General features: G+C 45.8%; 24 protein-coding genes. 8 read left to right on the top strand and 16 right to left on the bottom strand.

The features are described from left to right. Window positions 1-183: 183 nt before the first annotated feature. From NC997_RS12355 to NC997_RS12340, 4 genes are all read right to left on the bottom strand, one after another. Complete coding sequence (locus NC997_RS12355) at window positions 184-636, bottom strand: acyl carrier protein (RefSeq protein ID WP_190415492.1); 453 nt, start codon at window positions 634-636, stop codon at window positions 184-186. Next, window positions 605-2,413: an acyl-CoA dehydrogenase family protein gene (locus NC997_RS12350; protein WP_190525714.1), complete on the bottom strand. Its 1,809-nt coding sequence runs from the start codon at window positions 2,411-2,413 to the stop codon at window positions 605-607. Before NC997_RS12350 ends, NC997_RS12355 begins: the two co-directional genes overlap by 32 nt. Before the next feature lie 77 nt (window positions 2,414-2,490). Beyond that, the gene (locus NC997_RS12345; protein ID WP_190429102.1) at window positions 2,491-4,335 is read right to left on the bottom strand and encodes a fatty acyl-AMP ligase; all 1,845 of its coding nucleotides are present in this window, start codon (window positions 4,333-4,335) and stop codon (window positions 2,491-2,493) included. A 743-nt stretch (window positions 4,336-5,078) separates the two neighbouring features. Further along, window positions 5,079-5,318: a hypothetical protein gene (locus tag NC997_RS12340; protein WP_190525712.1), complete on the bottom strand. Its 240-nt coding sequence runs from the start codon at window positions 5,316-5,318 to the stop codon at window positions 5,079-5,081. Between the two features lie 186 nt (window positions 5,319-5,504). Between NC997_RS12340 and NC997_RS12335 the strand changes: the two genes are divergently transcribed. Beyond that, window positions 5,505-6,263 (top strand): 4'-phosphopantetheinyl transferase superfamily protein, encoded by a 759-nt coding sequence (locus tag NC997_RS12335; RefSeq protein ID WP_190525710.1) that lies wholly within the window; start codon window positions 5,505-5,507, stop codon window positions 6,261-6,263. A 68-nt stretch (window positions 6,264-6,331) separates the two neighbouring features. Here the strand turns inward: NC997_RS12335 and NC997_RS12330 are convergent, their stop codons facing one another. The 3 genes from NC997_RS12330 to NC997_RS12320 all read right to left on the bottom strand — a co-directional run bounded on the left by NC997_RS12330 (window position 6,332) and on the right by NC997_RS12320 (window position 8,768). Beyond that, window positions 6,332-7,306 carry a cysteine synthase A gene (locus NC997_RS12330; protein WP_190525708.1) on the bottom strand — a complete coding sequence of 325 codons (975 nt, stop codon included), beginning with the start codon at window positions 7,304-7,306 and terminating at the stop codon, window positions 6,332-6,334. A gap of 64 nt (window positions 7,307-7,370) precedes the next feature. Then, the gene (locus NC997_RS12325; RefSeq protein WP_190525707.1) at window positions 7,371-7,955 is read right to left on the bottom strand and encodes a Uma2 family endonuclease; all 585 of its coding nucleotides are present in this window, start codon (window positions 7,953-7,955) and stop codon (window positions 7,371-7,373) included. A gap of 174 nt (window positions 7,956-8,129) precedes the next feature. After that, window positions 8,130-8,768: a peroxiredoxin gene (locus NC997_RS12320; RefSeq protein ID WP_190415478.1), complete on the bottom strand. Its 639-nt coding sequence runs from the start codon at window positions 8,766-8,768 to the stop codon at window positions 8,130-8,132. A gap of 242 nt (window positions 8,769-9,010) precedes the next feature. On the opposite strand from NC997_RS12320, the gene psbU reads away from it, so the two are divergent. Next, window positions 9,011-9,445, top strand: coding sequence for a photosystem II complex extrinsic protein PsbU (gene psbU / locus NC997_RS12315; protein WP_190415476.1), 435 nt, complete (start codon window positions 9,011-9,013; stop codon window positions 9,443-9,445). 225 nt (window positions 9,446-9,670) lie between these two features. Then, window positions 9,671-11,443, top strand: coding sequence for an L-aspartate oxidase (gene nadB, locus NC997_RS12310; RefSeq protein WP_190525706.1), 1,773 nt, complete (start codon window positions 9,671-9,673; stop codon window positions 11,441-11,443). A gap of 72 nt (window positions 11,444-11,515) precedes the next feature. Here the strand turns inward: nadB and NC997_RS12305 are convergent, their stop codons facing one another. The 3 genes from NC997_RS12305 to NC997_RS12295 all read right to left on the bottom strand — a co-directional run bounded on the left by NC997_RS12305 (window position 11,516) and on the right by NC997_RS12295 (window position 13,004). After that, entirely contained in the window at window positions 11,516-11,857 is a 342-nt protein-coding gene (locus NC997_RS12305; RefSeq protein ID WP_190440968.1) for a hypothetical protein, read from the bottom strand. Window positions 11,858-12,501: 644 nt separating this feature from the next. After that, window positions 12,502-12,663 carry a hypothetical protein gene (locus NC997_RS12300; protein WP_190525705.1) on the bottom strand — a complete coding sequence of 54 codons (162 nt, stop codon included), beginning with the start codon at window positions 12,661-12,663 and terminating at the stop codon, window positions 12,502-12,504. Window positions 12,664-12,779: 116 nt separating this feature from the next. Then, window positions 12,780-13,004, bottom strand: a complete 225-nt coding sequence (locus NC997_RS12295) for a hypothetical protein (RefSeq protein ID WP_190415469.1) — start codon at window positions 13,002-13,004, stop codon at window positions 12,780-12,782. 792 nt (window positions 13,005-13,796) lie between these two features. Here NC997_RS12295 and NC997_RS12290 point away from each other — a divergent pair. Further along, a complete protein-coding gene (locus NC997_RS12290) occupies window positions 13,797-13,955 on the top strand; it encodes a hypothetical protein (protein WP_190415467.1) in 159 nt (52 codons plus the stop codon). Window positions 13,956-14,408: 453 nt separating this feature from the next. On the opposite strand, the gene NC997_RS12285 is transcribed toward NC997_RS12290, so the two are convergent. The 3 genes from NC997_RS12285 to NC997_RS12275 all read right to left on the bottom strand — a co-directional run bounded on the left by NC997_RS12285 (window position 14,409) and on the right by NC997_RS12275 (window position 19,792). Further along, on the bottom strand, window positions 14,409-15,290 hold the full coding sequence (locus NC997_RS12285) for a hypothetical protein (RefSeq protein WP_190415465.1): 882 nt from the start codon (window positions 15,288-15,290) through the stop codon (window positions 14,409-14,411). Window positions 15,291-15,340: 50 nt separating this feature from the next. Beyond that, entirely contained in the window at window positions 15,341-15,943 is a 603-nt protein-coding gene (locus tag NC997_RS12280; RefSeq protein WP_190525704.1) for a DUF1517 domain-containing protein, read from the bottom strand. A gap of 105 nt (window positions 15,944-16,048) precedes the next feature. Continuing rightward, entirely contained in the window at window positions 16,049-19,792 is a 3,744-nt protein-coding gene (locus NC997_RS12275) for a PAS domain S-box protein (protein WP_190525703.1), read from the bottom strand. A gap of 150 nt (window positions 19,793-19,942) precedes the next feature. Here NC997_RS12275 and NC997_RS12270 point away from each other — a divergent pair, with 150 nt between their 5' ends. Together NC997_RS12270 and NC997_RS12265 are read left to right on the top strand one after the other, a co-directional pair. After that, on the top strand, window positions 19,943-20,620 hold the full coding sequence (locus NC997_RS12270; RefSeq protein ID WP_190415460.1) for a response regulator transcription factor: 678 nt from the start codon (window positions 19,943-19,945) through the stop codon (window positions 20,618-20,620). A gap of 600 nt (window positions 20,621-21,220) precedes the next feature. Beyond that, window positions 21,221-21,577 (top strand): hypothetical protein, encoded by a 357-nt coding sequence (locus NC997_RS12265; protein ID WP_190525702.1) that lies wholly within the window; start codon window positions 21,221-21,223, stop codon window positions 21,575-21,577. 111 nt (window positions 21,578-21,688) lie between these two features. Here NC997_RS12265 and NC997_RS12260 read toward each other — a convergent pair whose 3' ends face one another. Continuing rightward, window positions 21,689-22,741 carry a phosphodiester glycosidase family protein gene (locus NC997_RS12260; protein WP_190525701.1) on the bottom strand — a complete coding sequence of 351 codons (1,053 nt, stop codon included), beginning with the start codon at window positions 22,739-22,741 and terminating at the stop codon, window positions 21,689-21,691. Window positions 22,742-22,796: 55 nt separating this feature from the next. Further along, complete coding sequence (gene pdxA / locus NC997_RS12255) at window positions 22,797-23,984, bottom strand: 4-hydroxythreonine-4-phosphate dehydrogenase PdxA (protein WP_190525699.1); 1,188 nt, start codon at window positions 23,982-23,984, stop codon at window positions 22,797-22,799. Window positions 23,985-24,042: 58 nt separating this feature from the next. Between pdxA and NC997_RS12250 the strand changes: the two genes are divergently transcribed. After that, window positions 24,043-24,156, top strand: coding sequence for a PetM family cytochrome b6-f complex subunit 7 (locus NC997_RS12250; RefSeq protein WP_190415454.1), 114 nt, complete (start codon window positions 24,043-24,045; stop codon window positions 24,154-24,156). On the opposite strand, the gene NC997_RS12245 is transcribed toward NC997_RS12250, so the two are convergent. Next, complete coding sequence (locus NC997_RS12245) at window positions 24,118-24,276, bottom strand: hypothetical protein (protein WP_190525805.1); 159 nt, start codon at window positions 24,274-24,276, stop codon at window positions 24,118-24,120. The two genes, NC997_RS12250 and NC997_RS12245, sit on opposite strands and share 39 nt — an antisense overlap. Before the next feature lie 159 nt (window positions 24,277-24,435). Between NC997_RS12245 and NC997_RS12240 the strand changes: the two genes are divergently transcribed. Beyond that, window positions 24,436-25,413, top strand: a complete 978-nt coding sequence (locus tag NC997_RS12240) for an SDR family oxidoreductase (protein ID WP_190415452.1) — start codon at window positions 24,436-24,438, stop codon at window positions 25,411-25,413. Window positions 25,414-25,523 lie beyond the last annotated feature (110 nt).

Genomic DNA, 25,523 nt, shown 5'->3' with positions numbered 1-25,523 from the left:
CTGTTTCCTCCCTATTTTCTAGGGTTTAAAAGTTATTCTCTTATCCAGTATTTAGCGATTGGTAATTAGTCATCAAGAATGGGTTATCTTTCCTTGTCCGAAGTTGAAGATTTACAGTCACCACAACAGCGATAAAATCTTTAACCAATTCCCAATTCCCAATTACCAACCAGATATCTTGCTCTAGCTGCCGCTAATTCGGTTCCACAAACCGCCCCAGCCAGAAGACTTGGAAGATGCCTCTACTTTTTCAGTTTTATCGTCACTAGCATCCTTGACATTGCTAGACGCAACTGAAGAAACTGCCGCTGAGACATCAAACTCTTTAACCAAGTATTCAGCAGATTTTTCAATAGTCGGATAATCCCACAGCAGAGTAGAAGGCAGCTCGCATCCTAGCCAATCTTCTAAATCGCCCACTAAGGTAACAGCATCGATGGAATCCAGACCGTAGCGCGTCAAAGGTTCGCGGACATCAATGGTTTTTGCATTGAGTGAAAGTTGCTTAGAAAGCTTGGTAACTAGCCAGGATTGAATCGCTTCAGCAGGGGAGTTTTCAACAATCATATTCTCGTCTTGTAAATTGTTTTTGCTTAAATCTTCACTAGGCTTGGAGCTGGAGTTCTGAAGCTGCATGGGTTTTCTCCTCTGGTGATGGGGCTTGGGCTAGTTGGAGGGGGACAATCGAAAACATCTTGTTTTCTCGGTCAAGCTTGAGAAGTTCTTGGGCAACATTCTCGATGTAAATGCTAGGAATAATACCTGATGAAGGACGAAAAGTCATCAGGAGTCTGTTCAGACAAATTGCCAACCATTCACCTTTGGCAAAAAAGTCACCCAAGACTTTTCGGTTGTAAATCCACATATGTACGCAAGCTGCGGCTGCGTGCAATGTGCAGTACTTCTTAGCTAGTTCAAATAACTCAGGAGACTGATCGTGTCCGAATTCAAAACCTGAGCTTGCCAAGAATTCATCCTGTGCGTCGAGTTCTTCGAGGACCGCGCTTGTCAGTGTTATCAGCTTCTGCAACACTTCAGCATCGACGCTAGAATCTGTCTTTAAGTCATACAAGTGTTCTAGAGAGATTTCCAGACCTTGTAAAACATCATCGCATCCCCGGCTGAACAGCTCAAATTTTGCCCGTTCGCATGGTGGTAACGGTGCTTCTAGAGAAAACCGGGTTTCCAGACGCGATCGCAATCCCTCATAAGTGGCAGCATTTCTTTTCGCCCGGTATTTCGCCATCTGACGAAGCTGTAAAATCAGCGCGTGCAAGTTAACAACCGTACTGCCATCAAACACGCTAATAATGGCATTATCTCGGACAACTTTTTGGAAAATTCCCTCATCGTGACCTTCGCGCAAATAGAAACGTGCCCCTAGAATTACGGAAAGGTTTTGAACTAACTTTTCAACCGTTACAGGCACAAAATATTTCACGAAGATAGACGAAACGCTAGATTGCTCCGGCGCGACATGAAAACTTCTTGCCCCCGCAATCGTGACACAATCGCAGACCAAAATATCTAAGAAAGCGTCTACTAAAGTAGTCCGGGGGTGAGGAATATCGAAAACTGTTTTGCCGTATAATTTCCGTCCTAGAGAAAACTTCAGCACCGTTCTCAGGGCTGTATCCGCCGATCCTAAAGAAAAGGCTGCACACAACGTCCGGGTTAGATGAAAGCCTTTCAGCCCCAATTCTAAACCCGCTCCTTCTTGCCCCAGACGCATTTCTTCAGGTACAAAGCAATTATCAAAACGGATTCCGCTCATATCAGAACCGCGAATTCCCAAAGTCTTGATCTTAGGAAGATTGGAATAACCCGCTGGATCAATTTCACTTTTATCAACAACAAACAGCGACAAGCTACGTGCCCCGCCACTGTCATCTGTTTTGGCAAGCACAACTGAAATTCCAGAAATTGTCGCTCGGTTAATTGGCCATTTTTCCCCATTCAGCAGATAACCACCGGGAACCTTAGTTGCCTGCACATCACTAGCAACTAGGTCGCTTCCGTGTGCCCTTTCTGAATAAGCAAGACACATGGCACCATGTTTATCTTTAATAAACTTTGCCAGCTTTTGTTTCTGTTCGTGGGTGCCTGCCATCCAAACTAAACCAGACCAGAAAAGCGTGCTAAAAGTTATCGATGTCGTTAGGTCACGTCTGGACAAAACTCTAACAAAAGCGACGAATTCTTCATAAGATTTCAGCTCTCCACCGTATTCCACGGGGATGTGGTAGTGATGAAGATTCCAGTTATAAAGCCATTCAACGTCTTTTTCTGGAAATTCTTCGCGCTCGTCCAGCTCCATGACGCTTTTGAAAGACATCACGCTTTCCGGCTGTGTTGGATCGCCTAAGTCCTTTTCGAGCGCTTCAGCGACCCAGTACTGTTTTAGTTGATGCATTGAATTCTCCGTGTAATGGGTAATGGCTTATCGGTGTGGGTAATCGCAAGCAATTCGCAATTCCCAATTCCCAATCGCTATTTAGGAGTTTGCACTTTCTGCAACAGGGATTCTACTTCTCCCTTGAGACTTTGAAACTTTGCCGTGGCTTGAGGATTTTCGCTCCAATCCGCGACGACATCTAGACTTCCTGCTAAGAAAGCTGCTCGACAACCCTGACGTTGAATCTTGCCGCTGGAAGTTTTCAGGATACTTCCCGGCTTCACCAATACCACAGCATAAACCTGTAGCTCGTGCTGTTCCGATACCACCTGACGGATGGCTCCCATGACCTCATTGGTGTCTAGATTCTGGGTATGACGCTCGACTTCCTGGACAATTACCAGTCGCTCCTCGCCATTCACCATCACTGAAAAGGCTGCGCCATGTTCGGGTCGAAGCGCTGCATGGCTTTCTTGCACCGTCCATTCAATATCTTGAGGATAGTGATTGGTGCCTCGGATGATAATTAAATCTTTGATGCGCCCCGTGATAAATAGTTCGCCATCTTTTAAGAATCCCAAATCGCCGGTACGTAGAAATGGCCCTTCATTTGTATCTGCGATGCGTGCCCGGAAGGTGCGTTCCGATTCTTCGGGTCGCTGCCAGTAGCCGTGAGCCACGCTAGGATCGGATACCCAAATCTCGCCGACTTCATCAGCGGCACATCGGGTAAATTTCTCCGGATGCACGATCGCTATCTTGGTGTCGCAAACTTTAGTCCCGCATCCAACAACTGTTCGTACAATATCTTGATTTTTGGAGGCTGGAACGATGCGATTTTTTTCTAGTGCTGCCGGATCGAGATTGCACAAAACGGGTGTTGCGGTTTGTGCAGAGAAGGATACTAACAAAGTTGCCTCAGCCAATCCGTAGGCAGGACAAAAAGCATTCCACTGAAACCCGGATGGTGCAAAGGTTTCGTAAAAACTTTCCATAACTTGGGGGTTGATTGGCTCAGCGGCATTGCCTGCTGCACGCCAACTACTCAAGTCCAGGGTGGCGCGTTGTTCTGGTGTAATCCTACGCACGCATTGATCGTAGGCAAAGTTAGGGCCTTGGCTATGGGTCACTTTGTAGCGCGAAATCGCCTGGAGCCAGTGGAATGGGCGTTTGATAAAGGCGAAGGGTGACATCACGTAGCAGGGGATACCGTTGTAGAGGGGTTGGATGAGTCCTTCAACCAGTCCATAATCGTGGAAGTAAGGCATCCACGCCACAGTTACGCTGTCCGGGGTGTAGCCACAGGCTTTTTGGAGGTTCGCTGAGTGGAACATTACGTTACTGTGGCTGAGCATCACACCTTTAGGAGTGGAAGTGGACCCTGAGGTGTACTGGAGATAGGCCAGCATATCGCTGGTTACGGCTGGATCTTGCCAGGTTTCAGCCAGAGACAGATCTACCTGCTCGGTGTCAATCCAGCTCATTGCCTGAAATTCCGGAATTTTCTCGTCGTACTCTTCAACGAGAGACAGAATGCCAGAGGTGGTTAGCACTAATGAGGCTTGGGCATCTTTGGCGATCGCTTGCAGTCTGGGCAAGGTTCGCTTCAATCGCCCCGCTTCCGGTGGGGGTACGGGAATGGCAATTGTCCCGGCATATAAGCAACCGCAAAAAGCGGCAATAACCTCTAGACCTTGTGGATAAAGCAGTAGTGCCCGCTCTCCTCTGGCATTATGCTGTTGTAGCAAGGCAGCGATCGCTCTTGCTTGGCGATCGAGCTGAGCATAAGTGAGCTGGGAACCTTCTTTTTTGCCATCAATCAGAAAAGTATAAGCTACCTTTTCCGGCTGCTGGAGTGCCCTCCACCGTAGCAGTTCAACTAGGGTAGAAAAATTTTGAGCTGTAGAAGAATCAATATCGCTTGGTGTAACGGTGTTCATAAGTACTAATGGAAACTTACTAGCTTTATTGAGAAGTGGTCGCGGCACCAGAAAGTTGACATATCAAGGTTAAGAACTACAATTCATCTTCTTTATTGTTTTTGTTCAGATTTTAAAAAAGCTTCTAGCTTGAACAATCCGGCAAGGTACAGACAGTGGTCTTGAGAAAAAAATCAACCTTTCGGTAGTTTTTCAATTTTGGTCTGATGTCTATCTTTAAGACTAGTAATTCTACGAATCTTTACTAAAAAAATATATTTTAAATTCCAGACTAAATACGGTAAATAACTTATCCTACATTGCTTTTCTTGATATGGCACCTAAAAAGTTTTATAAAGATTTTGTAAAGTTATTTCATTGTTAAGTCCGATTAATCTGTCATCTAAATTACAAATATGAAAACTTCTTGCACAAGCTGGTTTCCGAAAGACGAGACTACCAGCAAAGTTAAATTGCTTTGCTGGTAAGCATTACAGCTTGGAAGATGGCAAAAAGATTTGAAGTCCTTTCGTAGTAAGAAGCCGGAAGACTATGCTGAAGTAATTTTCTGAAATCTATACTCAGCCAAATTTATTGACCATGTGTGGGATTAGCTATAAGCAGTTATATAAATTCTTGTATATGTGTGTCAAGGTTTGTAACTAATTTAGTATGAGTGTTGTTTTTTACAAAAAAGAGAGACAGCTATACTGAAGAAACGGCAATCTCGGAGTAACTAGTTTTTTCAAAGAATAAGGGATAGGCTACTTCCCGAAAAATCTACCAGTAGCGCCGTTAGCGTATGGCTTCTCTCCGCCCCACGAGCGAGGAGAAGTACCCGGTAAAGGCAAGTGGTGCCAATCTAAGCGCTTTGGTGCGTTCTGATGGGTAGAAAGTATAATGCAGAGGCAGATGGCGCAGTAGGAGAGCAAGACTTCTTTAGCAGTGCGATCGCGAACCGCGTCTCCTAACTCACGGGCGGGACCAATGCACAAGAGAGACATGAAGCAGAGTTAAGCGAACTGTATTAGATCGAGTCCGAGAAAATGCTTAAGAGTTTTTGTCGGCTTCTTCGGGTTCAGTGATGATGACACGCTAAAACAGAAGCTTTCCTTCGGTAATTCTCCGGACTCAAAATGGCGCAACGTTGGAGTTAGATAACCACAGGCTCAGATTGATGGCTCAGACTGATGACTGATATTGATTCTATGTGGTGTCCTCCACAAACTGACTTAGCGCTATCGAGCAATGATGTCCATGTCTGGCGTGCTTCCCTCGACCAATCGGCATTTCACGTTCAGCATCTGCAACAAATCCTTTCTGAAGATGAGCAAATAAGAGCTGAGCGTTTTCACTTTGAGCGGGACAGGAAGCGTTTCATCATTGGGCGAGGTCTGCTCAGGACAATTCTGAGTTGCTACTTAGAAATCAACCCGGTCGAGGTGCAATTTTGCTATGGCTCCCGTGGCAAGCCAGCATTAGCTGGAACGCACGGAGAAAGTAACCTTCGGTTTAATTTATCTCACTCTCAAGATATCTGCCTGTATGCAGTAACACGCGATCGCCAGATCGGTGTCGATGTTGAATACATTCGTTCTGTTGCCGAAGTTGAAACGATCGCTAAACGATTCTTTTCGGCGCGAGAAAATGCCGTTTTGCGTGCCTTGCCTGCACATCAGAAGCAGCAAGCATTTTTAAACGCCTGGACTCGCAAAGAAGCTTATCTAAAAGCAATTGGAGAAGGGCTGGCTCGACCTCTGGATCAAATTGAGGTAACGCTGGCTCCAGGGGAACCAGCGATGCTGCTAAGCATTGAAGGCGATCGCTTTCAATGCGATCGCTGGTCACTCCAAGAATTGAAACCGGAACTTGACTACGTAGCCGCTCTTGCTGTGGAAGGAACTGGCACTTGCACCCGCTGCTGGCAATGGGATGCTAGCAATGGTTAGATAAAAACGACTAAATGCTGAGGGTAGGTAGTCGGTGAAAATTCTCACCCCTCCCCCCTGCTTCCTTTCTAATCGGGTGAAAGTCCCTTCGATGCTAGCCATTCCCGATTAAACAGCCGCGACTGATAACGAGCGCCGCTATCGCAGAGGATGGTCACAATCGTATGACCTGGCCCCATCTGCTTGGCGAGTTCTACGGCTGCTCCCACATTAATTCCTGTGGAGCCACCCAGAAACAGTCCTTCCTCTCTTAAGAGTCTGTAGACAACCCGTACCGCTTCGGTGTCATCAATTTGGATAGCATCGTCTATCGGTACACCTTCCATATTGGCGGTGACGCGGCTATTGCCAATCCCTTCTGTGATTGAGTTGCCCTCACTCTTCGTTTCACCCGTCTTGATATAACTGTAGAGGGCGCTGCCCATCGGGTCGGCTAAGACGGTTTTAACAGCAGGATTTTTTTCTTTCAGGTACATCGCTACACCCGCTAAGGTGCCGCCAGTTCCCGTGGCTGTAACCCAAGCATTAACTTTACCGTCCGTTTGTTCCCAGATTTCTTTTGCGGTAGTTTCGTAGTGCGCTTGTCGATTGGCTAAATTATCAAATTGATTCGCCCAAATCGCGTTTTCCATCTCAGACGCAATTTTGCCGGAGAGCCTGACATAGTTGTTGGGGTTGCTGTAAGGTACAGGTGGAACGGGACGAACTTCTGCGCCCAGCGTCCTCAAAGCATCCATCTTTTCCTGAGACTGGGTATCTGGGATGATAATCAGGCATTTGTAGCCCTTGGCGTTGCAAATATGAGCTAAACCGATGCCGGTGTTCCCAGCGGTTCCCTCAACGACTGTACCGCCAGGTTTGAGCAAACCTTTTTTTTCGGCGTCTTCAATGATATAAAGTGCTGCCCGGTCTTTCACAGAACCGCCTGGATTGAGAAATTCTGCTTTTCCCAGAATTTCACAACCTGTTTCATCGCTGAAGTTGTTTAAGCGGATGAGCGGTGTGTTGCCAACTGTCTCTACAAAACCCTTTTTGATATCCATTCTGAAATTACCTAAGTTCTTCCCTATAAAAATTTTGGCGTATCGCGGTAGTCCGACTCGACTTTTACCAAACTTTAGTCATGTTGAGGGAAAATCCAGGCAAAACGCGATCGCCACTTACCGTGTCGGGATTGTCTAGACATTCCACTTCTTGACTGGGACGATAGATATAAACTTTGCGGTTTTTTCGGTCAATCAACCAGCCTAGCTGGAATCCTGCCTCGCTCATGTATTCGAGCATTTTTTCTTGCAAAGGCTTTAAGTTGTCCGAAGCTGACCTCAGTTCAATCACAAAATCAGGGCAAATAGGGGCAAACTTTTGCTGTTGTTCTGGGGATAAAGCATTCCATCGTTCCAGTTTTATCCATGAAGCATCAGGCGACCTTTCTGCACCTGTTGATAGAATAAATCCCGTGCTAGAAGAAAAAGTTATCCCCGTGCCGTCTTGTTCTGACCATAACCAGAGCTGCCCGAATATATTACCTTCTCGGTTTCCTGTCTCTGAACCAGTTGGGGGCATGATGACGATTTCTCCAGTTTTATTCCGTTCAATGCGTAAGTTGCGGTTAATTTGACAGAACTCAAAAAACTGTTCGTCTGTCATTGGCATTGATGGCGGAATTCGCACAACTAGGGGAGAAGAAAGCATTCTGGATTTCCTCGATTTAGTTAGAATGGGCAACGCCTACTCCAAAATTTTACTGTTGGCTCATTCAAACCAATAAAAATAGCCTGACGGACGATTAGCTTTCGACCCATCAGGCTATTGTTAATTATCTAGTAAGCGATCGTGCACAGCGATCGCTCACTTACCCACTCAAAACTATTTGTCCGGTTGGGGAGTCATCCGCAGGTAAGGTTTGATTTCCGTGTAACCTTTAGGAAATTTCTCTTTTAATACTTCGGGATCTTTCAGCGAAGGAACGATTACACAATCGTCTCCCTCTTTCCAGTTAACTGGAGTGGCTACGCTGTAGTGATCCGTCAGTTGCAGCGAATCGATTACCCGCAGCAATTCATCGAAGTTACGTCCGGTGCTGGGGGGGTAGGTGAAGGTGAGACGCAGTTTCTTCTGCGGATCGATGACGAAGACCGATCTAACCGTTACGGTGTTGGCGGCGTTGGGGTGGATCATGTCGTAAAGGTCAGAGACCTTCTTATCCGGATCTGCCAGAATTGGGTAGTTAAGGCCAACACTCTGAGTTTCTTCGATATCACCGACCCAACCTTTGTGGGAGTCAACATCATCGACACTAAGTGCGATCGCCTTCACGTTGCGCTTGTCAAATTCTGGCTTGAGACGAGCGACTTCGCCAAGTTCTGTGGTGCAAACGGGCGTAAAGTCTGCGGGGTGAGAAAATAGCACTACCCAGCTATCGCCAGCCCACTCATAAAAGTTGATTTGACCGTGTGTAGAATCCTGCGTGAAGTCGGGTACTTGGTCGCCTAATCTAAGAACCATATCGGATTTCCTGTGAACTACCTTGAGGAACGATCTTCTATATTGCCACAAAACCCCAGTTTCCCGGTCGGAGTTTAGCTCTTTATTAAGATTTTGGAAAACTAACCAACTTCCAATTGTTCCAGAGTTGAGGTGGAGTGGGTACCGAGAGGTAATAAGATGAGAGGATAGAAAACAAAAATTAAACTAATAGTTGAGGACATGGTACCCTCAATCATGCTGTGTCAGGAGGATTTAAGTTTATGAAACGATTGGTTCGTCTGCTGACAGTGTTGGCTATGTTGGTGAGCTGCTTAGGATGGATGGGGCTGCCCAAAAGCGCTATTGCAGCCGATTTGACGGGTGTAGCACTGCACTCTTCATCAGTGTTGGCAGCAGTCGAGGCACCCCTCCGGAATCGGGCGGATGATAAGCTAGCCACCGAGTTCGGGAAAAAGATTGACTTGAACAACACCAATGTGCGAGCGTTTCGGCAATATCCAGGGCTGTACCCCACTCTGGCTCGCAAAGTTGTCGATAATGCACCTTACAAGAAAGTAGAAGATGTCCTGCAAATTCCAGGGCTAAGTGACGGTCAAAAAGAACGGCTTCAAGCGAACCTGGATAATTTTACAGTGACAGAAATAGAATCAAGCTTCGTGGAAGGTGGCGATCGCTATAACAACGGTTACTACTAAAGTGCTGAGTGCTATAGCCCTTTGAGCATAGACGTAGCGATTTGCTAATCGTGCTGAGTCGTGACTATCAAGGAAAAGATTTCGCAAGCCGGGTGAGCTAAACTCACCTTACACTCGGAATCTAGACCATAACAAGAACATTCGCCCCTAACGACTCATTTTCACCACCCACTCCTCAATGGAGTGGGTTATTTATTATGAGTGGAAGTATTAAGGAACTTATCATTGAACCCTATAAGCTCAGAATCTTTACCCCAGCAGGAAATACCTATCCACTTTGATGTCTTAGTAGTAGGCGCTGGTGCAGCCGGACTTTATGCAGCGCTTTGCCTGCCAGACTCGTATCAAGTTGGTTTGATTACAAAGGATACTCTGCCCCTTTCTGCCAGCGACTGGGCGCAAGGCGGCATCGCGGCTGCAATTGACCCGACAGACTCATCTTTGCTGCACATTGAGGACACAATGCGGGCAGGGGCGGGTTTGTGTGACAAAGAAGCCGTACAGTTTCTTGTAGAGGAGGCTGCATCCTGCATTGATTCGCTAGTGGATATGGGCGTTGCCTTTGACCGCAAAGGAACCTATCTCGCTTTGACCTTAGAGGCGGCTCATTCTCGTCCCCGCGTGCTTCATGCTGCCGATACGACGGGTCGCGCAATGGTGAGTACCTTAACCGAACAAGTGCTGCGTCGTCAGAATATCCAGATTATCTCTCAAGCATTTGCCCTAAGTCTGTGGCTCAATCCTGAAACTGGTGAGTGCCAGGGAATTTGCCTGGTTTACCAAAATCAGATTAGCTGGATAAGGGCGGGTGCGGTGGTGCTGGCGACAGGCGGCGGAGGTCAAGTATTTGCTCAAACGACAAATCCATCGGTCAGTACGGGAGATGGGGTAGCGATCGCGTGGCGTGCTGGGGCTATCCTGCGAGACTTAGAATTTGTCCAATTTCACCCTACAGCCCTCACCAAGCCGGGTGCGCCTCGTTTTTTGATTAGCGAAGCAGTCCGGGGGGAAGGCGCTCATCTGGTCGATTCCCAAGGACGACGATTTGCCTTTGATTACCATCCAGCGGGTGAACTCGCACCGAGAGATGTTGTCAGTCGAGCGATTTTTAGCCACTTGCAGCAAATCGCAGCCAACCCTGCCACAGGTCACGTTTTCTTAGATTTGCGCCCAATTCCCCAAGAAAAGATTCGCCACCGTTTCCCTAACATTATCCAGGTGTGTCAGCGGTGGGGAATTGATGTCTTTCACGAGCCAATTCCGGTTGCGCCAGCGGCTCATTACTGGATGGGAGGCGTCGCCAGCGATTTAATGAATCGCACCTCGATTCCCGGTTTATATGCGATTGGGGAAACAGCTAGTACTGGCGTTCACGGTGCCAATCGTCTCGCCAGTAATTCCCTACTGGAATGTTTGGTGTTTGGTGCCCAACTGGCTCATTTAGAAAGGAGTCAGAAGCAAGAAGGAAAGACTCGAAAGGATCAAACAGCAACGATGCAGGATGAAACAACACAAGAAAAACCAGATAGTGGAAGCATGGGAGAAATTTCCCCTTTGACTCTCTCTCATCCCTCATCATTCATCTGCGATTCGACCGAACGAGACAAAATTGAAGCTTTACGGCAAGAGTTACCGCGCTTAGTGTGGCAAAGTGCTGGAATTTGTCGATCGCAAGAGGTTTTAGAGAATGCGATCGCTCAAATCGAAGTTTGGCAACAAGAATTTGCTGCTCTGTCTCTGAGTCAGTACCTGATGAATTTAATCCCCGGTCAGCGGGCTAGTTTCGACTTACCCGATGCCGACCAACAACTGCGAATTTGGGGAGAAACCCACAACTTATTAGATGTAGCGTATCTAATTCTCAAAAGTGCTGCTTTTCGTACAGAGAGTCGAGGCGGACACTACCGAACTGACTTCTCTCAAACCTCGCCAAGCTGGCAAGTTCACACCTTAGTTCAACATCAGCATTGGTGGAAATCTCCCCCTCTGCAAAACTAAACAGTTCTAAGAAAGAACAAACTTCTTTATCCTTGCCTTTTAACTTTTACTTGACCTTTACCTTTGCCTGGTTCAGCGCGTTCCTGCACCCGTTCCATCACCAGCCGGAGGGCCGTTATCTTTCGGTTGAAATGCTTTCCCTTCCCCGCCAGATTTTAGTAAATTCTGGGTCTCAGCAGCACTCCAGAAGCTGTTTGACGGGCTGTTGTTGGGAAGAGTGGGGTCGATTCTGGCAGACACCATCTGGGGGCTGAATAGTTGCAACCCAATCAGTAAAGTTGCTGTTCCTGTGAATCGAAAGTAATTACTCATAACACCCGTTACAGTTCCTAGACTTTTGGGAGTGCCACTTTTGGGAGTGCCAGTAATATCAGTATATCCACTGAAAACCTCAGTAGCCAGTACCTTTATCAAATCTTTTTCTTTACGTTCTCTTTATAAAAACTTGAGCTTCTACAAAGAATTTGTAAAGTTAGAATCCGTAGTAAGGTACGCTAAACAAAGCTGTGGAAGTTGTTCGAGTGATTTTCTGACAATAGCAGGCGTTTCTGTGTAGTGGTCAACTAAACGTTTATTTGTAAGTTTAGTATTCAGTATTTTCAACGATAGATCTGGCAATGAATCCGGAAAATTTTCATAAGCTTAATATTTCGTATTTTTATTTTCTCGAAAAATTTATTATCAAATCAAAAATGATTTAGGCTCTTCCTTTGGTATTAATTGCTAAAAGTTTGATTGAAGCTTTCAAGACAGGTGTTATACCTTTCATTTTTGGAGACTAAATATCAGATATCCCCAGTCCTCTTTTAAAGGGGGACAATAGATGCCTCCATTGCAGACATGAAGTAAAATCGTCAGGACTTACGCATCTGTCACAAGCAATGGCGCGGCTATGCGTGCCGAGCGCCAAACAACTAGAGGACAAACATGGTTCTATCCTCAGCTCATGACGTATCCCAAAAAAGTAGGCGGATTCACACCAAACTCTATTAAGTGAATTATCAAGGCGAAAAGCACAAGGCAGCACTGGTAAAGACTGTGTTTAAGAAAGGGCAGTTTCAGCGCTGGGTGTAGAGGTTCCAGCGATCGCGCCTTTTCACGCTTAGGTTGGCAGGGCAAACTGGGATATACCTACCAAAGCAAATAAACTCTTGAGAGTCGATGAGTTTATCCGAAGAACCTGTAAACGATAGCTGCTGTTCAAAATGGTAGCAGTTCATCAGATGTTTCAGTTAGAGGTTCAGTATCAGCGTTACCAAATCCAGCTCTAACAACCTAGATCGAGACTGGATTGGAGTTCGCTGTACAGGAAAGCGCAGCATAAATTATTGTCTTTTTACCTAAATTTGCTCTGATTTGGCACAGAAACCCGTCTAGTAATCGTTAAGACAAACATCAACACCAAAAGCTGGACTTGCCAAGGCAAAAAGAGCAAACATAGAATCAAACTGACAGATGCTGCTGATGCAGCAAGCATGGCAACTTCATCGTGAGAATTCTCAAAGATGACGAAGGCTGATGCTATCGAGATTGCTAAAGGGATTAAAAAAAGCAAGGACATATCCAAAACCTCTTGAAATCGAATATGCAGGCTACTTGTTGTCAAGTTGCCCTGTTTAGGGTCATTCCATCAAGCTATTACCATGTTTCCCTCCTCACCTCCTTTACACATCACCCTAATGGGTAAACTTTTCTTAGGAAAAATACAGGGGATCGTCTGAGGGATTAGTATAGATCGAATTTAAATTTTACGCCCTAAGTCGCCGTCAATTTATAAAAACAAATTTAAATAAGAACGATAACGGCTATCAAATATAGCATTGTTGCGACCAAAACTACTGATACTATTTTGGGCGAATTTCGTTTAAGTAGCAGCTACGCTGGAGAAATTCAACTAACTATAGCAATCCTATTTGAGTTGTGGAATGCCAGCCCTTCAGCTTCTCAACTTCTCTAAGAAGCCGGGGAGCAAGGCTTCATGAATCCTTGAGGACTGCTATAGGTAGCAGGGATAGGAAGGAGGGGAGTTTTTTCAGTCAATCAGGCGAGAAAGCTCAATCTGCACGCACTGCTTGAGAGATAAGCGATTTGGGTAGACAAAGTACAGCTCAAGTAAATACAAAGCTAACAGAAGCGATCGCTTAGTGTGTCTCTCAGTCTCTCTTGACGTCTAGGCTGTACGTAGGTTTCAAGGTATTGATTTCTCTGGATTGACTGCAAGCATCCTTCAACCCTCTTGATAAGGACTCTCGGCTAATCGCTCCCCCAAAATGTAAAGTTTTGTAACAACTTTTTTGACGGTGAGGGGTGTGACCCCTCAGTGGGGTATATTGAATTTAGTAGATGCACCCTGATGATCGACGCCCTCAAGTTTTTGTTGGGCGTTTTTTGTTTTTGGGGGAGTAGCGATCGCGCAGGCTATGGGCGGCTACTCGGTTCTTTGAAGCTGGTAGAAGCAGCTTCTGGTAGTAATGTCATTTTGTTGTGCAAATCGTCTGCAACAGTTCCTTAACCCCCGCAATGGGCGCGCCGCTACGCTACCTACCAAAGTGGGAAAAGAGGAATCCCTGATGTAGCGCTCATAAAGTGATGGGGGATAACGCGCGACAGCCAGAACGTTTGGCTCTTTGAGAAGCGATTGAGAAGTTTTATAACAATCTTTTATTAGGGGTGGGGGGTGTGACCCCTCAGTGAGGTATATTGAATTTAGTAGATGCACCCTGATGATCGACGCCCTCAAGTTTTTGTTGGGCGTTTTTTGTTTGACTTAATACTCGTAACCGCAAGTTAATTTCCCTCCCCGCAAGCGGGGAGGGGTTCCAGGAAGTTCAGCCCCAGAGTCTTCTCAAACGGCGAAAAGCAATAAGATACAGCTTGTAAAAATTTCTTTTGACGCTGTAAGCGCAAGGCAATGTGCGCTTACAGAGCTAGCTAGGAGAATAGGCGTTACCCACGCTCTCGATAATTAGCGGCGTCTGCCACCAGAACCAAACGATCCCCGACTACGACTGGGACGCGATCGCGATCCGCTGCCAAAACTGGGACTTCTATTCGCGCGGCTGGGAGTCGATCCGTTAGAGCGACGCAGCGTGCTGGAACCATAACCCGATCCAGTAGAACGGTTTCCGCTTTGCGGGACTCGACGAATGCTGGTCGGTTGACTGGATGAAGGCGATCTTAAGCGCCCAGTTGTCCGCAAGGTTTGACGATTTCTAACAGCTGGTGGCGGCGCTTGATAGCGGGTTTGGTATTGCTGAACCGCTTGACTATAAGTGTTGCCGTATCCGCCGTAACCTCTCATAATTCCGCCCGGTTGATACACTGGCGGCATATAGTAACGCGGGGTAAACAACAAACTGCCTACCGCTTGACCTGCCAATGCTCCTGCAAAAGGTGCCCAGAAGCTTGACTGCTGACGCACGACCACGGTCTGGGGTTGACCTGTTTGAGGGTCGGGTCGCGTTTCAGTGACGTTGTGAACGTATTCAATTTTGAAGTCTTCTGGAATGTGCAGAGATGCCTGACCGTTAGCTGCTTTCACATAACCCTTCTGACCAGACTTAATTTCTTCGTCTGTCAGACGTGCCATTTGCAAATCTGTAGAGCGATAAACAGCGGGCGTGCCCGGAGGGGTATTGAGCAACATGAGGGTGTATTCCCCATCGGCATCATTGTAGGTTGCCTGCTGGACTGGATATTGTCCATCAGGCAAACGACTTTGAGTGGTCGTTGTCTTGAAGTCCCGATTCTGAGATGGGGCTTGGGTTGTGGTTGAGGGACTACCACAAGCTACCGTTGTGAAGCACAACGTCAGGGACATGAAAAGAATGGTCAATCTACGTAACATAAACGGATGAATAATTTTGATGAGGAAGCTATTAGCCATTAAAGGGGAATCTAAAGAGGAATCAGTTCTGGAAAATTCAGCAACAATTGATCGTTTGTGAGTTCATCACCCAACTGCGCTGGAGAAAAGTGAACTTGTATTGCTCGCAGCCTTTCCTGATAGTGCAGATTAACCAAGGCTTTTAGACCTTCTTTAAGCGCACTAAGATTGGCCAGATCGCCTTCGAGTACCGGAAGTTCCCCCTCATAAGCCACCGTAATCATCACAATCAAGTTGCGAGTGACTGGCAATGACAAGGGTTCATTTCCGTGAGAAGGTTGGCTGAAGTCTGGTTCGCTCAAATAGCGCTCAGCAGAGTCTGTGAACAATTCATTCACATAGTCCCCAGCTTCACCTTCATTCCAGAAAACGTCGCCTTCATTCGCTGCGGATTGCCAGTAAGTATCGTACTGTAAGAGGTTCTGACAAATTTCAACCAGTCCTTCGCCCAAAATTTGCAGATCCCCGTCAGCTTCGACGGCTTCTCTAGCAGCACGATTTAGAACTCCCAACAGAGGCGCAACCTCTGCACCTGCTAGATGGACAAACAAACGACAGACTACGAAGCGGCTTTTGCCACTGATTTGATTGAAGCGATCGCGCCAAGAAGTCATGACTTATCTTGCTACCAAATGCCAATCTTAGTCAATTGAGCTACTTTTTTACTTTACTCGGTGGGTGCGATCGCAGCCGTCTACCCTCAGAATGGTTTGACTGCTCTAGCTGGGCTGGAGACTTCCTGGTCTTACAGGGTTGTATAAAGGCAATGTCACAGTGCAAGTGGTTCCCACCCCGACTTTACTCTTTACTGTAATTGTGCCGCCGTGTAAGTCCACACACTTCTTAGTCACGGTTAGTCCTAATCCCGAACCAGCGACATTTCCAACATTCTCGCCTCGATAGAACGGCTCAAATAGATGAAGTTGGTCTTCTGGTGGAATACCAATGCCTTTATCCCTAATTTGCAGAGTTGCCTCTTGGCGATCGCAAACGAGGGAAAAATGAATATGACTGCCTTGGGGGGAGTATCTAATCGCATTGGAGAGTAAATTGGTAACAATCGAGCGCAGAAGTTTTTCATCGATTGCTGAGTTTGGGCTATCTCCCTGGCTGACAAATATTATTGAATTCTTACTACCTGCAATTAACCGCATTTCTTCAGTTAAGTAGTAGCAAAGCTTTTTGATATCAATAGACGCAGGATTAAATTCTAGTTTTCCAGCTTCGGCTCTATTGATTATTAGAATATCTTCTAATAGCTGAACCATGTGTTTGGCACTGGCTTGAATCCGAGCAATATTTTTCAATAATTTCTCTTTTGACCATCGCTCGAAGGAATGTTCTAAGGATTGCGAAGAGAGTAAAATCGTGCTGATTGGAGTGCGAAATTCATGGGAAACCATTGAAAAAAAGCGCATCTGAAGCTGACTGAGTTCTTTTTCTCTTTCTAGCGCCAGATGAATTTCTTCCGCTTTTTTAACATCGGTGATGTCTACTCCTGTACCTAGGATTTGTTCGGGTCTACCGTCAGCAGTTCTTGTAAAGACAACCTCACTGATATGAAACCAACGCCATTCACCCGTGGCGTTTTTCATCCGGTATTCTTTTTCGATTACTTGATCTTCTGTAGTAGTGGCAAACTCTTTGCTAAATTCCTCGATTTTAGCGAAATCTTCTGGGTGTAAAAAATCTGATAAAATCCGCGATCCGATTGCTTGAATTTCTGCCTGGGTGCATTGAAAAAAGTCTTCCGTTCGACGATTGGCATAAACATTACAATCTTGGATTATGTCATAAATGTAGAGCCAATTAGGAGTTGTATCGGCAATTTTCTGAATGAAACGTTGGCTTTCCTTCAGCGCTTCCTCGTTAGCTTTGCGCTCGGTAATGTCGATGCAGGTGCCAATGTAACCCGCAAAATCTCCTTCTGGGGTAAACCGGGGAACTCCTTTATCTACAATCCAACCGTATTCGCCATCAGCCTTTCTCAATCGATATTCTATACAAAAGGACATTCGGGAATTGAAAGCGGATAAGTAGCTATCTAAACAATGCTGAATATCTTCAGAATGCACGCCTTCCAACCAACTATTCCCAATTTCTTGTTCTAGAGTCCGTCCGGTAAAGTTTAGCCAAGTCTGGTTGAAAAACGTACAAAGTGCGTCTGGATCGGACATCCAGATCATAACGGGGGCGCTATCAGCCATCATGCGGAAGCGAGCCTCGCTCTCTCGCAGCGCTGCCTCTGCTTGCTTACGCATGGTGATGTCGCGTAACACTGATAGATTTCGCCCAGGAAGAAAATTAGCTCTAGCCGAATACTCAACTTCTCGCACGGTTCCATCTGGATGAAGGAGGCGCAATTCTCCGGTTGCCAGCCCTTGTTTTTGGAAGCTGTGCCACGCCTGTTCAAAATCGAAACTAGGCTCCAGAAAGTCTGCAATCCGCTTTCCCAAAAGTTCTGAAAGTTGCAGCCCCAGTAGTTGGCAGGCGGCTGGATTCGCTTCCACATAAGCGCCCTCGTCATCTGTAATTAATATCACTTCGAGTGCGCCCTCGAAGATTGCTCGCAGTTGTTCTTCCCTAGTACGGACGTCGGTAATATCCATCGCTGAGCCGGTAATGCCAATAACTTCCCCGGTGGGATTCCGCAACGGCTCTACGGTTAAATCGTAGTGGCGAACTTTTCCATTGAGTGTAATACACGTCTGTTGGCGCGTTCCAATTCCGCTTTCCAGCACCGGGCGTTTAATCGCTACCAGCTGTTGGGCATCTTCAGGCGAAAAGACTTCGGTTTCTAATTTTCCTAGTAAAACTTCGTCAACAACCCTTGAAGTGGGATGATGTACCCAGGTGTAGCGTAAATCGGTGTCTTGATTAAAGACAACGATGGGTGAATTTTTGAGCGCAATCCGAAAGCGTTCCTCACTAATTCTCAGTGCTTCTTCAGCAGCTTTGCGATCGCTAATATCGGTGGAAATGCCACCAATTGCGTAGGGAATCCCTTCAGTGTTATGAATGAGAAACTTGAGCGATAAGTAAGTGCGGATACCGTCGGGGCAAGGAATGAGTTCTTCAAACTCAAAGGAACTTCCAGATTCAAGCACTCTCTTGTCGTTTGATACCAATCTATCTGCGATTTCCTTGGGAAATATATCGTAATCGTTTTTGCCAAGAACTTGCTCTCTAGTAAGGTGCAATAAATTTTCAAACTGGCGATTGACTAGAATGTGTCGGCAAGAAGTGTCTTTAAGGTAGATAATTGCTTGAGAGTTATCTAAAATTGCCTGTAGCCGTTGTTCGCTCTCCGAGAGAGCGAATTCTGCTTGTTGGCGTAGCGTAGCGTGCCGCAGGCGATCGCTGATATCGCGAGCAAAAAAACTAGCGTACTCCTTGCCCTTAAACTGCAAGTAATTGCCTGTCACCTCAATCGGGAATATCCTGCTATCTTTACTACGATGATGAGACTCCAGGGAGAGAGAGCCGCGTTGCTTGATAGCTTGCCAAATATCTGGCCAGACTGCTGGGGGAATGTCCGGATTTACGTCATATAGACTCATCGAGAGTAATTCTTCTCGTGAATAACCGATGGAATGACAAAGGGCGTCGTTTACATAGACAAACCGCCCTTCCGGATTTATCCAAGCGATCGCATATACCGCCCGCTCGACACAAAATTGGGTTAGATGTAACGCTTCTTCAGCTCGCTTGCGCTCGATAATTTCAGCCAGCAGCAATTCATTCGTACTAACGATTTCTGCGGTTCGTTCCTGAACTCTGATTTCTAGTTCCTCATTAACCTTTCTGAGTGCTTCCTCTGCACGTTGACGCTTTGCATTTTCGCTATACAGAAGCAAGTAAACCCAGCATAAAAGCAAAAAAACCGAGCCTGTGCCAAGATAATGCATCAGGATTGTATTTTGAGCGCTGGTTGATACTGCTAGCGATCGCTGCTGTAAAAATGCTCGCTCATCATTCTGCATCTGCTGAATTAACTGGCGAATCTCACCCTGACGCTTTTGCTCCTCTTCAATCAGGGCAATCTGACCCGCCGCATCTTCATCATTGTTTTGCCGCAAGGAAACTAACTTTTCGACTACAGGGAGTTCCTTTGTCACTAAAGACTCAAGCACATTCAACTTTGTCTGTTGCAGGGAGTTATCGCCCGTCAACTTTCGGAGCTTTTGAATTTTCGAGCCAATTTCCGGACTAGCCGCGGGAGCGGTGTTTAGCCAAGTTTCGTCGCCCCTTAGGATATCGTTGCGTTCCTTTGCTTGAATATCTTTTAGCGTAGAAAGCATCTCATCAAGGTTCTGCACAACTTCTTCAGTGTGCTGTATCCATTCATGGCATTCGATCGGTTGAGTCATGCTCCAATACGAAGCTGTACTTGTTGCACCGAGTAGCAACAATGCCAACCCTAAACCGCTGATAATCATTGTTTTTTTAATAGGCCACTTCATCGCATTGTTTTCTTGCTAAGGTTACTGTTTATCCTGCGTTAATCGTCCGAATGATAGATGATATTCTATGAATAGGGCAGTTTAGCCAGTTAGAGACTTTATCAATCATCTTTATTTCCCGTTTTTTATCAACTAAAAGCAATTTATGCAATGAGAATCCTTCTAATAGAAGATGATTTGCGTCTTGCAGAAGCTTTAGTAGAAGCTCTTACCGATCAAACTTATGTGGTTGATGTGGTGACAGATGGGGAAGCTGCTTGGGATCAAGTCCAAACCGTTACGTATGACTTAATTTTGCTAGATGTAATGCTGCCTAAGCTAGATGGCATAAGCCTTTGCCGTCGATTGCGCTCTCATGACTACAACCAGCCAATCCTCATGATCACTGCCCGCGACACTAGCGCAGATAAAGTCACCGGCTTAGATGCTGGAGCGGATGATTATATTGTTAAACCGATCGATCTACCAGAGTTATTAGCTCGGATACGCGCTTTGTTGCGTCGAGGGAGTTCCTCAGCGTCTCCAGTGCTAGAGTGGGGCAGCTTGAGCTTTAACCCTAGTACCTATGAAGTTAGCTATGCTGAGCAATCTTTGCACTTAACCCGCAAGGAATATTCTTTATTGGAGCTATTCCTCCGCAATGGTCGGCGGGTACTCAGCCGCAGTAGCATCATTGAACACGTATGGTCTCTTGAGGAACCGCCAGAGGAGGAGACTGTTAAAGCCCATATTAAAAGCCTACGGCAGAAACTCAGAGCAGTAGGCGCACCGCCCGATTTGATTGAGACAATTCACGGTATTGGGTATCGCCTTAAACAGCTATCTTAATTTGATGCTTTGTAAACAGCAGCAAAATATTATTTGCAAAAGTTTACTGTTTTTTTCATTTCTTCTCGATTTCTTCCCGATTTCTCCTCTATTTTTTTACATTTGAGACGTAATCTTAGATTCAAAACAGGCTAGAGTCTGTTTCCCAATCTGACGACCTCCTTTTAATGCAGGCTGGGTTAGTCGGCATACGCTAGAAGCGATTAATCCAGTATGCTCTCTTTGCGCTAGTAGATAGAACTGATATTAATCCAATAGAAGCTGAGTTTCCTGTTAATATTCATGCCTTGAGTTTACAAAGCAGCCGATGTTAACAAAAACCTCTAAGCAAGATACCCGTAAACTTTATGGCTGGGGGAAATTATTACCTATTAGTCAGCCTATAAGTACTATTTTTGCCTCTTCATTTGCAAAGAAAGTAATTAAATTTTATCTGTGTTTTTACGTGAAAACTTCATAAATAAAATAAGAGAAAATCTCCAGTTTTAAAATTTGCTTCGGGCAAGACGTTGATGTTTTTAAAATTTAATAATAATAGATATAAATTAGAAAATCAACCAGACAAAATCAGAATGTTATTCGATAAAAATTGAGGTCAAAATGGCTTGTCGAACCATCAATTTAACAATGTTATGGGTTGCCGATGAAATTGCTCAAATCTTAGACAATGAACAAGAGTATTTTGAATACGGAGCCTTTTTAAATTCTAGATTATATAAAGAATTAATGACCTATACCCTGAGTCGAGTTCCTAACGTATACGCTGCGATCGAGGATGGTCAAAAAATTTCAGAGAAATGTAATCGTCGTTACTGCTCTGGAGAAAGAAAGCTGCACATAGAAACAGTAATTCGCCAAGGAATTTTTGAGATTCTCCAAAGGAAGAGAGATTGGATTAAACATCAACTTCCTAGCTCGTCTGAGCAGAGTTTTTCCCCATCTACTTGGTTTACCTAATTTGCAAAGGTTTAAAATGAAGAAAGCAAAAAAATAAAAATGCGATCGCACCCTACCTGAATCAACAGGGCATTCCTTGCGATCGCATCCTTATTTCTGTCTACTCTTTACTCACGGAGCGCTTACTACACCGATGGTCTGGGGAATAGTTCTTTTAGATGTAATATAATTTACACCCTGAGCAAGCAACTGTGAAGAACCGCCACCATCGAGCATAACTACGTTATCTGCACCAAATTTTTTTAGTGTCTCAGCTGCATGAAACTGAGTTGAATCACTCGAATTGAAAATTAAAACTGTTTCGTAAATTCTGTTAGAGTCGCCATCTCTAACTCCCATAAAAGTTCTACCCAAATTTTTATTTATAGATTTATTTGCTTTTTCGCTTAAGCCAACAATGATATTAGGAGCTGAAGAAGAGTAAAGAGAGTTTTTACCATTAAAAACGCTAATTTCTGCGCGATTATTCCAAACCGCAAGCATCAGCTTTTGGCTAGCAAATTCACTTTCGCCTGCATAGCCGTCACTCATAATGATTCCATTGGCTTTAACTGGAAAAGCTAAGTTAGTGATGGTGGCGGATTTAGTGTCATTTCTGAAAAACTGACCATTCGTTATCGAAAAAGCTTTTTTATTAAAAGAATAGAAATTTTTCCAGGCTTGTGTCAGCGTTTGGCGTCTCAACTTAGGATCGTTTCCTCCATAAGCGCCTTGTTTCTTACCGGGATTGGTAATCTCGCCATAAAGGAATTTGACAGACGCGCCTTGGCTCAAATCAACAACTTGCACATAATCAGAGTTTTGGTGATAAAGTGTAACCCCTGGCGCACTCCTAATTGCTTTAAAACCAAAAGGAAAGAACTTTTGATTGCGATCGCTTTTAACAAATGGTGTTTGTGAGGAGATACCGTTTTTAGCATCCAACCCTAGAGAATGTTCCCGGTGAATAGAATTCGCGGCTACATAAGCAACAGGTAAAACGGCAAAACCCCTCTGTGCGGTTTTTAAATACCTTAAGTCTGCGAAGGCGGAGTTCGTTGGTACTGTTGAGGCTGCTATTCGCTCGAACTTGGCTCGCTCGTTCTCAGATTTAGACGCAGGAAGTTTTGGAGCGCTCAAGTGGATGCTTTGAGCGATCGCGCTAAAAATCAAATATGCAAACATGAACAATCTCTTCTCGAATTAATCTGGCTGACGATACCTTATTCGCTAGCGAAAGCTACATAGCGTTCGCGGCTGTCCTCCGAGCCGCTAATTCAGCCCCAAGTTGAATCGCTGCCTTCATACTGGTAGCATCGGCAATTCCCTGACTAGCGATATCAAAAGCAGTCCCGTGATCGGGAGAGGTGCGGATGAAGGGAAGACCGATAGAAGTATTTACCGCTCGGTCAAATGCCATCAGTTTAACCGGGATTAAGCCTTGGTCATGATAGAGCGCCAAGTAAGCATCGTGAGCCGATGAGATGCCATTTGAACCGAACCAGGCTTGACCGGGCTTTACCCACATCGTATCTGGGGGAATTGGGCCATCCAGTTGCAGAGCGGGTCGCCGTTGTTGCTCTAGCCAAGGGATTAACCAATCGATTTCTTCTCGTCCCAGTTGTCCTTGTTCGCCGCTGTGAGGATTTAGACCAGCGATCGCTATCTTTGCCTTTTCTATCCCAAAATCTGCTTTTAAGCATTCCACCAGCAAATCAAGCTTATTCGTCAGCAGTTGCGGTGTCAGCACCTCAGCGACTTGACGGAGGGGAATATGGGTAGTGGCAAGTAAAGTGCGGAGTGTCCAACCAGTATGAGGCGATCGCGCCACAAATAACATCCCAAATCGCTGGACGCCGGAACGATTGGCTAACAGTTCCGTTTGACCCGGATAATCATATCCTGCGGCTTTCCAAGCAGATTTCGCAATCGGGCCAGTAACAATGCCTTGGAACTCACCCGAAAGCGTGTGCGCGATCGCAGTTTCCATATAAGCAAAGCTTGCCGCGCCACTCGCAGCATTCCCAGTCCCAATCTTGATTTGCCGCTCTATTTCCCCGTCCAGTGGGACATCAAGAATTGATAACTGTGCCGGGTCTGCTAGCGGTGCTGACACCAACTCAGATGCCTCCAACTCAGATGCCTCCTTACCCGCTTCTAAAGTCTGTGTAGACAGGCTTTGCTCCTGTAGCTGGGAGGGACGCGGCACCCTGCCCTTACATTGTCGGGTCAATCGATGATAAGTTTCTTGCAACAGTCCCCGACTGCCAACGACAGTAATCTCGCAATTTTCGGTAATCGGATCTGCCAACGCCTTCAGCACCACCTCTGGCCCAATCCCCGCCGGATCTCCCAGTGTTACCGCTAACCGAGGACGTTCTTGCCGTTGTGTGAGATTGGTAGGTGTTTGTGTAAAGAAAGTTTTCACAGCTTTCAGTTTAAAATACTCTAAACTTTTTAATTGATTCCCAAGGAGCCTACAACCGATGAGCGGTGAGATTTTTAATGCAGCTATATTGTCCTCTACCCTGATTTTAGTGGGTCTGGGTCTAGGCTTTTTGTTACTCAAAATCCAAGGCGGCGAAAACGAGTCCCTCTAAGGGCAACCCCTGAAAGCAAGGGCAAGCGACGCCGGTGCGTGTTCTATCAACGCGCCTAGTAGCTTGTCCGTTGCCATAAAAATGAATCGTTGATTTGTTCCTCGCCCGTTGCTTTGTCATCTGGCGAGAGTTTACTATTGGGCATTTTCATCGGATTAGCAACTAGCAATTGAAGTGCGCGATCGCTCTTATTACTATTTTTGTGAACTTTCTTTGCGTTAATTCTGAGATTTCTGATAATATCTTATAGAAAGTTTAAGATTCCTTACTAATTACTAGATGACTTTATTAATTGTCGGTGCCACCGGCACCCTGGGCAGACAGGTGGCTCGTCGGGCAATAGAAGAGGGCTATCAAGTTCGCTGTCTGGTACGAAGTGCGAAGAAGGCGGCATTTTTAAAAGAATGGGGCGCTGAGTTAGTCGGCGGCGATCTCACCAATCCTGAAAGCCTGAAAGCAGCCTTTGAAGGTGTCACAGCCGTGATTGATGCGGCAACTTCACGACCGACAGACGCCACTAGTATCAAACAGGTAGACTGGGATGGCAAAGTAGCGCTGATTCAAGCCGCCAGCGCTGCCAAAGTTGATCGTTTTATCTTCTTTTCCATCTTGGATGCTGAAAAGTATCCCAATGTCCCGTTGATGGAAATCAAGCGGTGTACGGAGCTTTTCTTAGCAGAATCCGGGTTGAATTACACCATTTTGCGACCTTGCGGCTTTATGCAAGGGCTGATTGGTCAGTATGCAGTGCCGATCTTAGATGGACAAGCTGTATGGGTGACAGGGGACACCTCTCCGGTGGCTTACATGGACACTCAGGATATTGCTAAGTTTGCAATCAAAGCCCTGAAGGTTCCGGAAACTGAAAAGAAAACCTTCCCGATTGTCGGTTCTCGCGCTTGGGGTGCTTATGAAATCATCCGCCTGTGCGAACGTCTTTCTGGGCGAGAATCCAAGGTGACGCGGATGCCTTTGGGCTTACTGCGGACAGTGCGACGGATCGCTCGCTTTTTTGAATGGGGCTGGAACCTAGCAGATCGGTTGGCTTTTGCCGAAGTGGTAGCGACCGGCAAACCCCTGAATGCGTCGATGGATGAGGTTTATCAAGTCTTCGGGATAGACTCAGCCCAAATCACGACTTTGGAGGCATACCTGCAAGACTACTTCAGTCGCATCTTGAAAAAACTCAAGGAAATTGATTACGAAAAATCAAAAAATAAAAAGCAGAATAAAAAGAAGATGCCCTATACCTCTTGAACTGATTACAGCCTCAAAACAAAGTGAGTTGTTAGTTGTTGGTTTTTAATAGGTTACATACCTAAAAACCAATCCTCGATCGCTAACAATTAAGAATGAACTACTACCGG

Source organism: Trichocoleus sp. DQ-A2, assembly GCF_039961915.1.
Classification (GTDB): Bacteria; Cyanobacteriota; Cyanobacteriia; order Cyanobacteriales; family FACHB-T130; genus FACHB-T130.
The sequence above is the reverse complement of the archived record's forward strand: the minus strand, read 5'-3'. Positions and strand labels throughout refer to the sequence as shown.

Bases quoted from the DNA above. Each gene is read 5' to 3' on its own strand.
- NC997_RS12355 (WP_190415492.1), bottom strand. From the start codon at position 636: ATGCAGCTTCAGAACTCCAGCTCCAAGCCTAGTGAAGATTTAAGCAAA.
- NC997_RS12350 (WP_190525714.1), bottom strand. From the start codon at position 2,413: ATGCATCAACTAAAACAGTACTGGGTCGCTGAAGCGCTCGAAAAGGAC.
- NC997_RS12345 (WP_190429102.1), bottom strand. From the start codon at position 4,335: ATGAACACCGTTACACCAAGCGATATTGATTCTTCTACAGCTCAAAAT.
- NC997_RS12340 (WP_190525712.1), bottom strand. From the start codon at position 5,318: ATGTCTCTCTTGTGCATTGGTCCCGCCCGTGAGTTAGGAGACGCGGTT.
- NC997_RS12335 (WP_190525710.1), top strand. From the start codon at position 5,505: ATGACTGATATTGATTCTATGTGGTGTCCTCCACAAACTGACTTAGCG.
- NC997_RS12330 (WP_190525708.1), bottom strand. From the start codon at position 7,306: ATGGATATCAAAAAGGGTTTTGTAGAGACAGTTGGCAACACACCGCTC.
- NC997_RS12325 (WP_190525707.1), bottom strand. From the start codon at position 7,955: ATGCTTTCTTCTCCCCTAGTTGTGCGAATTCCGCCATCAATGCCAATG.
- NC997_RS12320 (WP_190415478.1), bottom strand. From the start codon at position 8,768: ATGGTTCTTAGATTAGGCGACCAAGTACCCGACTTCACGCAGGATTCT.
- psbU (WP_190415476.1), top strand. From the start codon at position 9,011: ATGAAACGATTGGTTCGTCTGCTGACAGTGTTGGCTATGTTGGTGAGC.
- NC997_RS12300 (WP_190525705.1), bottom strand. From the start codon at position 12,663: ATGAACTGCTACCATTTTGAACAGCAGCTATCGTTTACAGGTTCTTCG.
- NC997_RS12295 (WP_190415469.1), bottom strand. From the start codon at position 13,004: ATGTCCTTGCTTTTTTTAATCCCTTTAGCAATCTCGATAGCATCAGCC.
- NC997_RS12290 (WP_190415467.1), top strand. From the start codon at position 13,797: ATGATCGACGCCCTCAAGTTTTTGTTGGGCGTTTTTTGTTTTTGGGGG.
- NC997_RS12285 (WP_190415465.1), bottom strand. From the start codon at position 15,290: ATGTTACGTAGATTGACCATTCTTTTCATGTCCCTGACGTTGTGCTTC.
- NC997_RS12280 (WP_190525704.1), bottom strand. From the start codon at position 15,943: ATGACTTCTTGGCGCGATCGCTTCAATCAAATCAGTGGCAAAAGCCGC.
- NC997_RS12275 (WP_190525703.1), bottom strand. From the start codon at position 19,792: ATGAAGTGGCCTATTAAAAAAACAATGATTATCAGCGGTTTAGGGTTG.
- NC997_RS12270 (WP_190415460.1), top strand. From the start codon at position 19,943: ATGAGAATCCTTCTAATAGAAGATGATTTGCGTCTTGCAGAAGCTTTA.
- NC997_RS12265 (WP_190525702.1), top strand. From the start codon at position 21,221: ATGGCTTGTCGAACCATCAATTTAACAATGTTATGGGTTGCCGATGAA.
- NC997_RS12260 (WP_190525701.1), bottom strand. From the start codon at position 22,741: ATGTTTGCATATTTGATTTTTAGCGCGATCGCTCAAAGCATCCACTTG.
- NC997_RS12250 (WP_190415454.1), top strand. From the start codon at position 24,043: ATGAGCGGTGAGATTTTTAATGCAGCTATATTGTCCTCTACCCTGATT.
- NC997_RS12245 (WP_190525805.1), bottom strand. From the start codon at position 24,276: ATGACAAAGCAACGGGCGAGGAACAAATCAACGATTCATTTTTATGGC.
- NC997_RS12240 (WP_190415452.1), top strand. From the start codon at position 24,436: ATGACTTTATTAATTGTCGGTGCCACCGGCACCCTGGGCAGACAGGTG.